At 44.9% G+C, this 13,765-nt stretch carries 14 protein-coding genes and 1 tRNA gene; 13 read left to right on the top strand and 2 right to left on the bottom strand.

Translation table 11 applies throughout. The features are described 5' to 3' along the window. Positions 1–972 precede the first annotated feature (972 nt). The gene (locus QT711_RS19335) at positions 973–1,533 is read right to left on the bottom strand and encodes an N-acetylmuramoyl-L-alanine amidase family protein (protein WP_317946884.1); all 561 of its coding nucleotides are present in this window, start codon (positions 1,531–1,533) and stop codon (positions 973–975) included. Between the two features lie 134 nt (positions 1,534–1,667). On the opposite strand from QT711_RS19335, the gene hprK reads away from it, so the two are divergent. The 12 genes from hprK (at position 1,668) to QT711_RS19275 (ending at position 12,367) form a co-directional block, all read left to right on the top strand. Next, on the top strand, positions 1,668–2,618 hold the full coding sequence (gene hprK / locus QT711_RS19330; protein WP_317946883.1) for an HPr(Ser) kinase/phosphatase: 951 nt from the start codon (positions 1,668–1,670) through the stop codon (positions 2,616–2,618). A 4-nt stretch (positions 2,619–2,622) separates the two neighbouring features. Further along, positions 2,623–3,429, top strand: coding sequence for a prolipoprotein diacylglyceryl transferase (gene lgt, locus QT711_RS19325; RefSeq protein ID WP_317946882.1), 807 nt, complete (start codon positions 2,623–2,625; stop codon positions 3,427–3,429). A 15-nt stretch (positions 3,430–3,444) separates the two neighbouring features. After that, a complete protein-coding gene (locus tag QT711_RS19320) occupies positions 3,445–4,389 on the top strand; it encodes a nucleoside recognition domain-containing protein (protein WP_317946881.1) in 945 nt (314 codons plus the stop codon). Beyond that, a complete protein-coding gene (gene ppaX, locus QT711_RS19315) occupies positions 4,382–5,032 on the top strand; it encodes a pyrophosphatase PpaX (RefSeq protein ID WP_317946880.1) in 651 nt (216 codons plus the stop codon). Before QT711_RS19320 ends, ppaX begins: the two co-directional genes overlap by 8 nt. Then, positions 5,029–5,562, top strand: a complete 534-nt coding sequence (locus QT711_RS19310) for an acyltransferase (protein ID WP_317946879.1) — start codon at positions 5,029–5,031, stop codon at positions 5,560–5,562. Before ppaX ends, QT711_RS19310 begins: the two co-directional genes overlap by 4 nt. A 100-nt stretch (positions 5,563–5,662) precedes the next feature. Continuing rightward, positions 5,663–7,186: a tetratricopeptide repeat protein gene (locus tag QT711_RS19305; protein WP_317946878.1), complete on the top strand. Its 1,524-nt coding sequence runs from the start codon at positions 5,663–5,665 to the stop codon at positions 7,184–7,186. 101 nt (positions 7,187–7,287) lie between these two features. Further along, a complete protein-coding gene (trxB, locus tag QT711_RS19300; protein ID WP_317946877.1) occupies positions 7,288–8,235 on the top strand; it encodes a thioredoxin-disulfide reductase in 948 nt (315 codons plus the stop codon). Between the two features lie 510 nt (positions 8,236–8,745). Then, the gene (locus QT711_RS19295; protein ID WP_317946876.1) at positions 8,746–9,222 is read left to right on the top strand and encodes an 8-oxo-dGTP diphosphatase; all 477 of its coding nucleotides are present in this window, start codon (positions 8,746–8,748) and stop codon (positions 9,220–9,222) included. 5 nt (positions 9,223–9,227) lie between these two features. After that, positions 9,228–10,115, top strand: coding sequence for an RNase adapter RapZ (rapZ, locus tag QT711_RS19290; protein WP_317946875.1), 888 nt, complete (start codon positions 9,228–9,230; stop codon positions 10,113–10,115). 5 nt (positions 10,116–10,120) lie between these two features. Continuing rightward, complete coding sequence (locus QT711_RS19285; RefSeq protein ID WP_317946885.1) at positions 10,121–11,098, top strand: gluconeogenesis factor YvcK family protein; 978 nt, start codon at positions 10,121–10,123, stop codon at positions 11,096–11,098. Positions 11,099–11,130: 32 nt separating this feature from the next. After that, positions 11,131–12,075: a DNA-binding protein WhiA gene (gene whiA, locus QT711_RS19280; RefSeq protein ID WP_317946874.1), complete on the top strand. Its 945-nt coding sequence runs from the start codon at positions 11,131–11,133 to the stop codon at positions 12,073–12,075. Between the two features lie 34 nt (positions 12,076–12,109). Next, a complete protein-coding gene (locus QT711_RS19275) occupies positions 12,110–12,367 on the top strand; it encodes an HPr family phosphocarrier protein (protein WP_317946873.1) in 258 nt (85 codons plus the stop codon). Between the two features lie 95 nt (positions 12,368–12,462). Here QT711_RS19275 and QT711_RS19270 read toward each other — a convergent pair. After that, positions 12,463–12,534, bottom strand: a tRNA-Arg gene (locus QT711_RS19270). A gap of 306 nt (positions 12,535–12,840) precedes the next feature. On the opposite strand from QT711_RS19270, the gene clpP reads away from it, so the two are divergent. Beyond that, on the top strand, positions 12,841–13,440 hold the full coding sequence (clpP, locus tag QT711_RS19265; RefSeq protein WP_317946872.1) for an ATP-dependent Clp endopeptidase proteolytic subunit ClpP: 600 nt from the start codon (positions 12,841–12,843) through the stop codon (positions 13,438–13,440). Positions 13,441–13,765: the final 325 nt, after the last annotated feature.

Raw genomic sequence — 13,765 nt, 5'->3', positions numbered from 1 at the left:
ATCATGTATCGCGGATGGATTCGCTAATTCTGACAATCTCAAACACCTCTCTGTTTCTAAAAGTTACTACCAGTATTGCATGGACAAACAAATAGAATAAGGTGTATTTCGATTAACGCTTACGGAATATGCGGAGTTTGAAGAAGTTATGCTGTTGTTATCGCGGGGAGTTGTATATGTGGGACGATAATTGTCGCGCTGAATGGGTTTTGACAATCTAAAACGGGCTGATTATTGGTGGGGGTATTACTTAAAGTGACGTCGAGTTTTAGGGGGAATGCGGCGTTTTGCTTGGATATGCGGCGAATGGAGAAGTTATGCGGCGTTTGAGCGACTTTTGCGGCGTTCTAGAGGGATATGCGGAGTTAGACGGAAGTATGCCGCATTTGGCTGGAATATGCGGAGTTTGACGGAAGTATGCCGCGTTTGACGGGAATATGCGGAGTTTGATGAAATTAGGCTGTTGTTGAAGTTGTTGTTATCGCGGGGAGTTGTTTATTTTAACGGTTACAGTCGCGCTGAATGGGTTTTGACAATCTAAAAATGGGCTGATTATTGGTGGGGGTATTACTTAAAGTGACGTCGAGTTTTAGGGGAATGCTGCGTTTTGCTTGGATAAGCGGCGAATGGAGAAGTTATGCGGCGTTTGAGCGACTTTTGCCGCGTTCTCGAGGGATATGCGGAGTTTGACGGAAGTATGCCGCGTTTGACTTGAATATGCGGAGTTTGAAGAAGTTATGCTGTTGTTGAAGTTGATTTTATCGCGGGGAGTTGTGTATGTGGGACGGTTATTGTCGCGCTGAATGGGTTTTGGCAAATAAAAAGGGTTGGTTGAGGGTGAGTTGTATGACTAAGGTGATGTGCTCGCCTGGCTTTACTTTTTTGTCGTTTCATTGTAGCGAGCCACCCTCGTCCAAGTAAGTCAAAATTACTTTATGTTAAATCCAGTTCCATGCTTATACCAATCCGCTCTTAACCTTTATCTAAACGGTACAGCCATGCTAACACGCCGAATGCGATGGCGTTGGCGCATTGTTGCTGGTATTTCGGATCTAAGAGCAATTGGGCTTCTTCTCGATTTGTCATGAAGCCGCATTCGAGTAGAACGGCGGGCATGGTGGTTTCGCGGAGTACGGCGAAATTGGCTTTTTTGATGCCGCGGTCTTTTCGGTTGCAGGCGGTGAGTAATGATGTGTGCAATAGATTTGCGAGCAATTGGGTTTGGGTACCGGCGGTTGGATAGATATACGTTTCGATTCCTTGCGCTGCATTCCATGTGTTGCCGTATGCGTTGGCGTGGATGGAGATGAAGGCTGCAACTTGTTGGCGATTGGCATAGGTGGTCCGTTCTGTAAGTGGAACGTCTCGGGTTTTATCGTGAGCAAATCGAACGGTGATGCCTTTAGCGATTAGATGTTGCTTCGTTAAATTGGCGACGGCGGCATTGAAGGTGAATTCGCGTAAAAGGCCGTCGGGTGAGCGTTTTCCTGGTGTGTTCGGTCCGTGTCCTGCGTCAATTAGTAGTATCGTCATGTTATTCCCTCCTTACTTCTTATATAGAATGGAAGGGGTAAGAAGTGTACAAGTTCGAATTGAATTCATTTAAAATGGAGCAGTTCGTGGTAAAATGGTGCGTAGACAGATTGATATGAAAAGGTGGCGAGAGGATGTCGATTGTGACGGTGAAAGATGTCCAAGAACGTTTTGGACTTGAATTGCTTGGTGGCCACGCAGGGATTGACCGACGGATTGAAGTGAGTGACATTTCACGTCCGGGTCTTGAGATGGCTGGTTATTTCGATTTTTATCCAGCTTCCCGTGTACAATTGCTAGGGAAAACAGAGCTCTCCTTCTTTTATAGACTGACGGCAGCTGAACGGGTGGATCGCATGGAACGGTTATGTTCGCCTGATACACCTGCTTTCATTATTGCGCATCAGATGGAATGTCCAGAAGAACTGATGGCAGTTGCGGAGGAACGCAATATTGCTATCTTACAGACGGATAGCGCAACGACGCGATTTTCGGGAATGCTGACGAATTTCCTTGAAGGTAGGCTCGCTCCGATGACAACAGTCCATGGTGTGTTAGTCGATGTGTATGGCATCGGGGTGTTGATTACCGGGAAAAGCGGTGTAGGGAAAAGTGAGACGGCGCTGGAGCTCGTGAAGAGGGGGCATCGGCTCGTTGCGGATGATGCGGTCGAAATTCGTCAAGTTGCGAAAAATGTCCTCATTGGCAATCCGCCGAAGATTTTGCGGCATATGCTTGAAATTCGTGGCGTTGGCATTATCGACATGATGACGTTATTTGGTGCAAGTGCAGTGAAGGACGATAAACGCGTGCTCATGGTCGTCGATTTAGAAGTGTGGGATCCGGAAAAGATTTATGACCGCTTAGGCATCGATGAGGAGAAGATGAAGATTATTGATTCCGAATTGACGAAGTTGACGGTACCGGTGAGACCGGGACGGAACTTGTCGGTCATCATTGAGGTGGCGGCAATGGATTACCGCATGAAAAGATTGGGCATTAATGCTGCAGAGGCGTTTTCAAAGAAATTAGATGCGGCAATTCATGATGAAACGACGAAATCTGACATAGAGGGGATCGAGTGAACGGATGTTTGATTTACTAGCAATTGACCCGACTGCGTTCAAGTTAGGGCCGATTCCTATACGGTGGTATGGGATATTAATTACAACAGGGATTATTTTGGCGTTTATCGTCGTGCAAAAGGAAATGGTGAAGCGGGGGATGCATCCTGACTTTTTAACAGACCTGCTCATTTGGGCTGTTCCGATTGCCATTATTAGTGCGCGGATTTACTATGTTATTTTCTCGTGGGATTCGTATAAGGACAATCCTGCCGATATTATTAAGATTTGGGAAGGCGGCATCGCGATTCACGGTGCATTAATCGGTGCGTTTTTGACGACGTATGTGTATACAAAAAGGAAGGGAATATCTTTTTGGAAAGTGGCCGACATTGCAGCGCCTGGTATTTTGATTGGCCAAATTATTGGACGTTGGGGGAATTTCATTAACCAAGAAGCGCATGGTGGACCGGTTTCGCAGTCGTTCTTGGAAAATACGATGATTCCTGATTGGATTATGCAACAAATGACGATTAAGGGCGTTACATACCATCCGACATTTTTGTATGAATCGTTATGGAATGTTGTCGGATTGATCATTATTCTTTTATTACGGAAAGTGCGTTTGAAACGCGGAGAGATGTTCTTCTTCTATTTGACGTGGTATTCGATCGGCCGCTACTTCATTGAGGGGATGCGGACGGACAGTTTGTATGGCGGCGATTTACGGGCTGCGCAAATCGTATCCATTTTAGCGATTGTATTTGCGGTAGCGATGTTTATCTATAGAAGGTTCATTAAAAAAGTGAACGTGCATTATCAAGATAAATAAAAGAGGGTTGGGGACATGGAGACGTTGCGGAATGGGTTGAAAGCGGGGTTGAAGACGACGTGGACGTTAGGGAAGATTATATTCCCGATTACGTTGTTGCTCGTCATTTTACAGCATACACCCGTGTTGTCTTGGATTGTGAAGCTCGTTTCACCTTTCATGGGCATTTTTGGATTGAGCGGGGAAGCGGCAATTCCGTTAGTGCTCGGGAATGCGCTCAATTTATATGCGGGGATTGCAGGGATTTTATCGCTTGAGTTGACTGTGAAAGAAGTGTTCATCTTAGCGGTGATGCTCAGCTTTGCGCATAATATTTTCATTGAAACCGGTGTGGCGCTGAAAGTTGGCGTCAAATTGTGGGTTGTGCTTGTCGTACGGTTTGGATTGGCGGCGTTCTCAGGAATTGTTATTAATTTGTTCTGGAACGGTGGCGGGGAGATTGCGAAATACGGCATAGCACCTGAAGTTGTTGCTGCACCGGAAGGGTGGCTGGCAATCGGTTTGCTTGGTTTGCAAAAAGCGTCATTCGGTGTGCTGCAGCTTGCGATGATTGTCATTCCGTTAATGATTTTTGTGCAGTTTTTGAAAGACCGGCAGTATTTGCAGAAGTTTTCCGAGAAACTTGCTCCTTTCACGAAAGTGATCGGTGTGCAACCGAATGCTTCGATGACATTGGTAGCCGGTTTGGTCATTGGATTGTTGTATGGGGCAGGTGTGATGATTCAAGCGGTGCAAGAGGATGGCGTCAGTAAAAAGGATGCGACACTTGCATTCATTTTCCTCATTGCCTGTCACGCCGTCGTGGAGGATACGTTAATATTCATTCCACTCGGAATTCCAGTGTTACCGTTATTACTGATCCGGCTCGTGACAGCGTTTGTCTTAACGATTGCTGTGGCGGTCATTTGGAAGCGGAACGAACGAAGGAAACTGAAGGAGGTCACGGTGCTAAATGGCTAATATTACGACTTTGTTATTTGATTTTGATGGAACGTTACTCGATACGAATGAGCTGATCATACAATCGTTTGAGCAAGTGTTGAACAGCCGTTATCCAGGGCAATATACGCGGGAGGATATTTTGCCGTTCATGGGTCCAACATTGAAAGAGTCATTTGATACGGTTGACGCTGATTTGTCAGATGTATTGATTCAAGAATACCGGACATGGAACTTGGCGAACCACGACCAACTCGTAAAAGAGTTCGACGGGGTGTCCGAAACGTTGCAACGATTAAAAGAGAATGGCATGAAAATGGCGATTGTATCGACGAAGCGAAACAATATGGTCATGAGAGGATTACAACTCATGGGGCTGGAAGATTTCTTTGATACCGTCATCGGATTAGATGATGTGCAACGACCGAAGCCTGATCCCGAGCCTTTGTTGCTCGCATTGGAGCGGTTAGGGTCTAAACCCGAGGAAGCACTTATGATCGGGGATAATACCCATGATATTGGTGGGGGCAAAAATGCGGGTGTGCGGACTGCTGGTGTTGCTTGGTCGTTAAAAGGAGAAGCGTTTATCCGTTCGCTGGCACCGGATTATGTGTTGCAGCATATTAGCGATCTTCTTCCAATTACACAGGGTGAAAAAGTGTGAGAAGGACGGAACGGTACCGTACGAAAGGCGATGCGAATTCGCTTTGGCACATTTACCAAACGGTGTCTTTTTGGAAAGTCGCGAAAAACTTCTTTTTCATTCAAGTCGGCCGGTATACGCCTTTCATCCCTTTGAAGAACTTCATCTACCGAACGTTTTTGAGGATGAAAATTGGGGATAAAACGTCGTTTGCACTTATGGTTATGCCGGATACGATGTTCCCTGAGCGCATCAAAGTAGGGGACAATACAATTATCGGCTTTAATACGACAATTCTTGCGCATGAATATTTGATTGATGAATACCGGATTGGCGATGTGGTCATCGGAGACCGGGTCATGATCGGGGCGAACTCGACAATTTTGCCAGGCGTGGAAATTGGCGATGGGGCGATTGTATCGGCCGCTTCACTCGTAAACCGCGATATTCCTGCAGGTGCATTGGCAGGAGGGAATCCCGTCCGGATCATCTATACGGCGGAACAGATGGAGGCGCGCAAACAGGCTTCCTCTCGTAACCTGCAAGACTAACAGAAATAGAGTGACGGTTCGTAAACTTATGTTATAATAAGGCAAGTTGATTGGGAGGAACGTTTTATGCGTTCCTTCTAATTTTTTCGGAGGAATTTGATTGGACAAAAAACATAAGAACATCGACAAAAAAGTGATTTCATTTATTCCTGACGGTGAATTTTATTATCATAAAGGCGTCAAAGCGATGCAACGCGAACGCTATGATGAAGCTCATAAATATTTACAACGGGCGGTCGAGTTAAGTCCGAATGATCCGCTCATTCTCATGCAATTCGGCATTCTTGTCATGGAGCAAGGCATGTTTGAAGAGGCGTATGAAATTTTAGCGGCTGCCCATGGTTTAGACCCGGAAGAAGAGGATATTATTTTCTATTTGGCGGAAGTCCACGCTCACCTCGGGCTTCTTCGTGATGCGAAAATTTACGCTGAAAAATACATTGCGTTAGCACCGGACGGCCCGCTTGCGGACGATTCGATGAAAATCATCGACTTCGCGGAACAAGAAGAGGCGTTTTTCAAAGACGAAGAAATGCCCGATGGCGAAGTGTATTTCTTGCAGGAGAAAGCACGACGTTCCATGGAATCCGGTGATTTTGAAGAGGCGATAAAAATTTTGGAAGCGATCATTATCGACTATCCGGATTTTTGGGCGGCTTATAACAATTTGGCGCTTGCCTATTTTTATGTCGGCAACATCGAGCCGGCAAAGGAATTGCTGTATGACGTGTTGGATAAAAACAAAGGCAACATCCATGCGTTATGCAATCTCGCCGTCTTTTATTATTATGAAAAAGATCAAAAGGAATTGGATCAAATGCTCGATTTGTTACTGAAAATCAAGCCGTACCAATTCGTCCATCGCTATAAATTAGGTGCAACGTTTGCGTTAGTTGGTAAACATAAGGAAGCATATGGCTGGTTGCGCAGCTTGCAGAAAAAAGGTTTTGAAGGGGATGCGGGCTATTATTTCTGGCTTGCCCATTCGGCTTATTTCTCAGGAAATGAGCAAGTTGCAAAGGATGCATATGAAAAACTCGTTGAACTCGATCCAAGTAAGGAAGGGCTAGAGCCTTGGAAAGATGTTCATTCATCCGTAAAGCCGGAATCGTATGAGCAAGATCGCGAGTTTTTGTTAAGTAAAATCGGAAACAAATATCGAAGTGAGCGTCTACTTGGCTTTTATTTGCTTGGCAAGTCGGGCCATAAGCAAGAAATTATTTCCCATCCTGCGTACATCGACTTGGACAAGCTTTCCGTCATGGAACAGTTGTTTTTAGCACAAAGCCTCGACTATGAATTCACGATTGTAAATGAATTTGATGAGTCTTTCTTACGAGCAGTGCAAGCGACGGATTTATTGTACGCTGAGTACAAACCGCTGGACAAACAAGGGACGCATTTATTCCAAATGTGGTTTACCCTTTGTGAAGTCGGGTTACAGCGTGCATATCACTTCCGCAATCCGAAAGCGTTGGCGGCGGCTGCCGATTACATGTTCCAGTCATCGCGCTATAAAGGCGTGACGAAAACGGCCATCGCCCGCATGTATGGCATTTCGCCTCAGACGTTGACGAAATATGTAAATGAATTGATCGAATTTCTTCCACATTTTAATCAATAAGGAGAAAAAGTCATTTATTTCATGCAAGCAAAAAAATTGAATGGCTCCTTGAAATCTTATACGATTTGAACAGTGGTATATGTAATGGAGGAGGAAGAACGATGACAACTGAGAAAATCTATGACGTCATTATTATCGGCGCTGGTCCTGCAGGGATGACTGCCGCAGTGTATACATCTAGAGCAAACTTATCAACATTAATGCTAGAGCGCGGAATTCCGGGCGGACAAATGGCAAACACAGAAGAAATTGAGAACTATCCTGGTTTTGAAACGATTTTAGGACCGGATCTTTCGAAGAAAATGTTCGACCACGCGAAAGCGTTCGGTGCGGAATATGCATACGGTGACGTTTCCGAAATTATTGACGGGGAAAGTTATAAAACAATCATTTCAGGAAGAAAAGAATATAAAGCACGTGCAATCATTATTACGACAGGTGCGGAATACCGTAAGATGGGCATTCCTGGCGAGAAAGAACTGACTGGACGCGGTGTGAGCTACTGTGCAGTTTGTGACGGAGCGTTCTTCAAAGGGAAAGACATCGTCGTTATCGGTGGAGGAGACTCTGCTGTTGAGGAAGGTGCATACTTGACGCGTTTTGCTAACAAAGTGACGATTATCCACAGACGTGATGAGTTGCGTGCACAAAAGATCTTGCAAGACCGTGCGTTTGCAAATGAAAAAATTGATTTCATCTGGAATTCAACGGTGAAGCAAGTGAACGACAAAGACGGCAAAATCGGTTCCATTACACTCGTTTCAACAGTGGACGGAACAGAAAAAGAAATGGAAACAGAAGGTATGTTCATCTATATCGGTATGGATCCGTTAACACGACCGTTTAAAGATCTTGGCATCTTGGATGAACACGGCTATGTCGTGACGAACGAAGACATGGAGACGTCCGTGCCGGGCATTTACGCTGCTGGTGACGTGCGTCAGAAAATGCTTCGCCAAGTTGTTACAGCAACTGGTGATGGTAGTATCGCTGCACAAGCATGCCAAAAGTATATCGAAGAACTCGCTGAGAAATTAGCGGAAGTATAAGAAGAGAAAAGAGCAAGGACGGAGAGGGTGTTTCCGTTCTTGCTTTTTTTTGTGGGTGGCGGGGGGACTATTTTGGGCATAAGCAGGCTTACATTGGGGACGTCAAGCTGGTTATTGGGTGAAAATTATCCGATTGAAAAGGTGAACGAACGCAACAGCGCGCAGGAGGAATATTTTGCGTGAGGGTACGCGGGCGGGATGTAAGTCGGAAGCTTCCCGCCATGACGCGATTAAAAAAAGAGGTTTTTAAAGCTAGTAATTGCAGAAAGTAGTTATGTTACTGGAATCTCTGGCAGTTGTAATAACATTAATGCAACCTTAATATTGTTGTAATGGTTCTGCAATACAGATGGGTTATAGTAAGAGTATCAATTTGACCCCCCTTTTTGATATAGCAAGTTGTTAAGGCTATCTACCGGTTTACCGGTGGGTGGTCTTCTTTTTTTGTCGTTTGGTTGAAAAACATAGTATACTGTACGTACGCGTGTTGAAAAAAGAGAGGATATTTAAATGCAAAGAATTGCTAATTTACTTGTAGTCAAAAACAATCAAGTGCTGTTGTTGAAGAAACCGAGACGTGATTGGTATGTTGCTCCAGGTGGAAAGATCGATTCTGGGGAGTCCATTTACGAAGCGGCGGTGCGGGAGTTTGAGGAAGAGACGGGTGCAGTGCCTGTGAAACCGCATGTGAAGGGGATCTATACGATGATGATTGTGGATCCGGATACGAAGGCGTTGTTGAATGAATGGATGTTGTATACGTTCGTTGCGCACGATTTGACGGGGACGCCATATGAGTCGAATCGGGAAGGGTTGCTGGAGTGGCATCCGGTTGAAAGTTTGGAAACGTTGCCTATGGCGGAAGGCGATCGGGCAAACTTGTTATTTGCAGTCTCCCAATCTGGCGTGCAATATGGTACATTTTATTATACAGAAGAGTTCGAACTGTTGGACGAACGTTTGCAAAACTCGATGGAAGGTGATTGACGACAATGGAGAACGAATTACCGAATAGCGACGTGGAATTGGTCATCATTACGGGGATGTCTGGTGCGGGGAAAACTGTGGCGATGCAAAGTTTCGAGGATCTCGGGTTTTATTGTATCGATAATTTGCCGCCAGAGTTGCTTGTTACGTTTATTGACTTAATGATGAAATCCGAAAACAAGATGAGACGAATTGCAGCGGTGATGGATACGAGGGGCGGAGACTTGTTCGATTCGCTAATCGGTGCATTGGATGACATGATTCAAATGGATGGTGTAACGGTCAAGCTGCTGTTCTTGGAAGCGAATGATGAGACACTTGTTAGACGGTACAAGGAAACGAGAAGGTCTCATCCGCTCGCTGAAGGTGGCTTGCCATTGACGGGCATCCGAAAAGAGCGGGCATTGCTTTCGGAGTTGCGCGGTCGTGCGAGGTCCATTTACAATACATCTCAACTAAAACCACGAGAATTGCGTGAGAAAATTATGTCCACGTTTTCATCGAAAGGCGATACAGGCTTTTCACTGAACTTTATGTCATTCGGTTTCAAACATGGGATGCCGATCGACGCAGATGTCGTCTTTGACATCCGTTTCTTGCCAAATCCGTATTACATCGATGAATTAAAGCCGAAAACGGGTTTGGATAAAGAAGTCTATGAATATGTGCTAAAATGGAATGATACGCAAGTGCTGATCGAGAAGCTGTCCGATCTGTTTAAATTCATTATTCCTCAATATAAGAACGAAGGAAAATCCCAAGTCGTCATTGCATTTGGCTGTACGGGTGGACAACACCGCTCGGTTACACTTGCAGAGTTTTTCGGTGCTCGGTTCAAGGAAGAGTATAAAACAATTATTACACATCGTGATGTAGAGAAGAGAAAGGGTTGAACGCTATGTTGCAATCCGGGGGAGAGAAAAAAATAGTCGTCTTTGGAGGCGGGACCGGATTGTCCACATTGCTTCGAGGATTGAAAAAGTACCCTGTAGAGTTAACAGCAGTTGTCACTGTGGCGGATGATGGTGGTAGTTCGGGTAGGTTGTTGGATGCGTACGATATTCCACCGCCTGGTGATATTCGTCAAGTGATGGCAGCGCTGTCAGAAGTGGAGCCGTTAATCGAAAAGATGTTTCAATACCGGTTTTCGATTTCGGATGATTTGAAGGGACATTCTCTTGGAAACCTTATGCTTGCTGCATTGACCGACATTACGGGTGATTTTGCCGGTGCGGTTGAAAAGATGGGGCAAGTGCTGAACATTAAAGGGAAAGTATTACCTGCAGCAAACCAAAGAATCACCTTGCATGCGGAGCTCGATGATGGCACAATTGTAACCGGTGAGTCAAAAATACCGGTATACGGACGGAAAATTCAAAAAGTGTATGTATCGCCTCAAGAAGTTGAGCCGCTACCTGAAACGGTGAAAGTGATCGAAGAAGCGGATCTAATTATTTTCGGGCCGGGTAGCTTATATACAAGCATATTACCGACAATACTTGTAAGGGACATACGAGACGCTGTTCTCGCATGCCGCGCGAAAAAGGTCTATATTAATAACTTGACGACGCAAGCAGGAGAGACGTTCGAGTATACAGCCTCCGAGCATGTGAAAGCGTTGTATGAGCATGCTGGAAGCGAATTCATCGATACCGTGCTGTTAAATGACACGGATGTGGAACGTATTTATCCGCATGATGAAGGGGCCGATGTACAACTCCCTGTCGAAAATGATATTGAAGCGTTGAAAGACCTTGTGCCGAACATTGTCGTAAAAGATATTTCAACGATGGTAGATGGCCGAATGATTCATGATGCCCAAAAGGTTGCGTCTTGGGTCATCGGCTATATGGAGCAACCAAAAGTTAGCGAGTAGACTTGATTGTCGCCGAGAAAGGGGGGAATGTCATGTCTTTTGCAGCAGAAGTGAAGAAGGAATTGACGCAAATTGAAACGAGTGCTTGTTGTGTGAAAGCTGAAATTGCTGCATTTATTCGCATGAATGGTGCCCTTTCGTTTTCCAACAAACAGTTAAGTTTAGATGTACAGACAGAAAATGCTGCCATTGCGCGGAGGCTCTATTCGAATATTAAAAGGCTATATCCTTATAAAGTGGAGTTGTTAGTCCGGAAGAAAATGCGGTTGAAGAAGAACAATGTGTACATATGCCGTATTCGCGAAGGCGCTAAGCAGTTGCTAGAGGATTTGTATATCCTGACAGGAACGTTTCAGTTTAACAATGAAATCGTCCCCGAGTTGATTAAAAAGAAATGCTGTAAGCGGTCTTATTTGCGCGGAGCGTTTTTGGCTGGCGGGTCGGTGAATAACCCGGAGACATCTTCTTATCATTTGGAGATTTTCTCGTTTTACAAGGAACATAGTGAAGCGCTAGTGGAGCTGATGAATCTGTTCCATTTGAATGCCAAGTCAATTGAGCGGAAGAAAGGGTATATCGCGTATCTGAAGGAAGCGGAGAAGATTTCCGATTTTCTAAGCTTGATGGGTGCGCACGTATCCGTCATGAAGTTCGAGGACGTAAGGATTTTGCGGGATATGCGAAACAGTGTGAACCGTCTTGTGAATTGTGAAACGGCCAATTTGAATAAAACAATTGGAGCGGCACAACGCCAAGTTGAAAATATAAAATTCATCCAGAATACGATCGGGTTGGATCAATTACCTGAACGCCTACAAGAGATTGCCCATTTGCGGATCACCCATCAAGACATTACATTAAAAGAGCTAGGTGAAATGGTGTCAGGTGGGACGGTTAGTAAATCTGGGGTCAATCACCGTTTACGGAAAATCGAAGAGATTGCAGAAAATCTACGTGTTGGTGGCATTTTGAACTGATTGAGAATGTGAAGACGAAAGGAGTCTAGTGCGAATGGCAGAAAAAACAGTAGAAGTGAAAATGAAGACTGGATTGCAAGCAAGACAAGCTGCATTGTTTGTGCAGGAAGCGAATAAATTTACATCTGACGTGTTTCTGAAGAAGGAAGAACGTCAAGTGAACGCGAAGAGTATTATGGGTGTCATGAGTTTGGCGATTGCAAGAGGTTCATCGGTGACGTTAATTGCAGAAGGTAATGATGAAGAGCAAGCGATCGAAACCCTAACTGCACTTGTAGAAAAAGAAAACTAAAAGAAAAGCCGTTTCGATTGTTGTGAAACGGCTGTTCCTTTGGACAAAAAAACCTGTAAACAGGCAGGGCCCATTTACAGGTTTTTATACGTTTACGCCCTCGGCAGGAATCGAACCCACATCTCAAGAACCGGAATCTTACGTGCTATCCGTTGCACCACGAGGGCAAATTATGCGCTACTGCTTGTAGCAGACAAGTCCCATTATACAAATAGCGCGGCTTGATTGCAAGACTTATTTTTTGTGTGGTTGTCTAACTTGCGAGTAAGTGGGGAATGTATGAAGTCTAGGCAGAATAAAGTAGGGAGAATCGAAATTGTCGTGCTATGGACGTTTTTACAGTTGTGGACGAGACGATTGCTGAATGCGTAATATTTGACCTTAATTGACCATAGTATGTATGATAGATGTACAGTTGAATAAAAGATTTCAACAGAACGATAATTTCGATCCAGTCAAAAGGAGGAAATAGGATGAATCTCATACCAACAGTTATTGAACAGACAACACGAGGAGAACGCGCTTACGATATTTATTCTCGTTTATTGAAAGACCGTATTATTATGTTAGGGAGCGCAATTGATGACAACGTAGCAAACTCCATCGTTGCACAATTACTATTCTTGGAAGCGGAAGATCCAGAAAAAGACGTATCGATTTACATTAACAGCCCAGGCGGAAGCATTACAGCTGGTATGGCAATTTACGATACGATGCAATTCATCAAGCCGGACATCCAAACGATTTGTATCGGTATGGCGGCTTCAATGGGATCGTTCCTTTTGACGGCGGGTACGCCAGGAAAGCGTTACGCGTTACCGAATGCCGAAGTGATGATTCACCAACCACTCGGCGGTGCGCAAGGGCAAGCGACGGAAATCGAAATCGCAGCGAAACGCATTTTGTTCCTTCGCGAGAAGTTGAACACAATTCTTTCCGAGCGTACAGGACAACCGGTTGAAGTCATCGCGAAAGATACGGACCGCGATAATTTCATGACGGCTGAACGTGCGAAGGAATACGGTTTGATCGACCACATTATTACGCGCAGTGACATGAAAGATTTGAAGTAAGGGAATAAGTTAATTTAGGCTGTAGGCATACTTTGTATGTCTGCAGTTTTTTTATGCTTTTTTATGGGGAGAGCTGGTAGGTTATGCGGCGAACGGCTGAGTAATGCGGAGTTTTGCCGAGTTATGCGGTAAACGGCAAAGTAATGCGGCGTTTTGAAGAAGTATGCCGCGTTCCGGTGAAATATGCGGCGTTTGAAGGAAGCATGGGTACCGTCAAGAAGTATGTGTAACACACAATAGCCAACAATTTAGCTGATTTTACATGGAGTGGCGGACATGTTAGCCTTGGCAGGCTAGGCCAGCTTGTTAATAAAGCTGACCTCAT

The organism is Sporosarcina saromensis, assembly GCF_033253735.1.
In the GTDB taxonomy this organism is placed as follows: domain Bacteria; phylum Bacillota; class Bacilli; order Bacillales_A; family Planococcaceae; genus Sporosarcina; species Sporosarcina saromensis.
This window is presented reverse-complemented; position numbering and strand designations above follow the sequence as displayed.

Excerpts from the sequence above, each read along its gene's own strand:
- whiA (WP_317946874.1), top strand. The coding sequence starts at position 11,131 with ATGTCTTTTGCAGCAGAAGTGAAGAAGGAATTGACGCAAATTGAAACG.
- QT711_RS19295 (WP_317946876.1), top strand. The coding sequence starts at position 8,746 with ATGCAAAGAATTGCTAATTTACTTGTAGTCAAAAACAATCAAGTGCTG.
- hprK (WP_317946883.1), top strand. The coding sequence starts at position 1,668 with ATGTCGATTGTGACGGTGAAAGATGTCCAAGAACGTTTTGGACTTGAA.
- clpP (WP_317946872.1), top strand. The coding sequence starts at position 12,841 with ATGAATCTCATACCAACAGTTATTGAACAGACAACACGAGGAGAACGC.
- lgt (WP_317946882.1), top strand. The coding sequence starts at position 2,623 with ATGTTTGATTTACTAGCAATTGACCCGACTGCGTTCAAGTTAGGGCCG.
- trxB (WP_317946877.1), top strand. The coding sequence starts at position 7,288 with ATGACAACTGAGAAAATCTATGACGTCATTATTATCGGCGCTGGTCCT.
- QT711_RS19335 (WP_317946884.1), bottom strand. The coding sequence starts at position 1,533 with ATGACGATACTACTAATTGACGCAGGACACGGACCGAACACACCAGGA.
- QT711_RS19285 (WP_317946885.1), top strand. The coding sequence starts at position 10,121 with ATGTTGCAATCCGGGGGAGAGAAAAAAATAGTCGTCTTTGGAGGCGGG.
- rapZ (WP_317946875.1), top strand. The coding sequence starts at position 9,228 with ATGGAGAACGAATTACCGAATAGCGACGTGGAATTGGTCATCATTACG.
- QT711_RS19275 (WP_317946873.1), top strand. The coding sequence starts at position 12,110 with ATGGCAGAAAAAACAGTAGAAGTGAAAATGAAGACTGGATTGCAAGCA.
- QT711_RS19320 (WP_317946881.1), top strand. The coding sequence starts at position 3,445 with ATGGAGACGTTGCGGAATGGGTTGAAAGCGGGGTTGAAGACGACGTGG.
- ppaX (WP_317946880.1), top strand. The coding sequence starts at position 4,382 with ATGGCTAATATTACGACTTTGTTATTTGATTTTGATGGAACGTTACTC.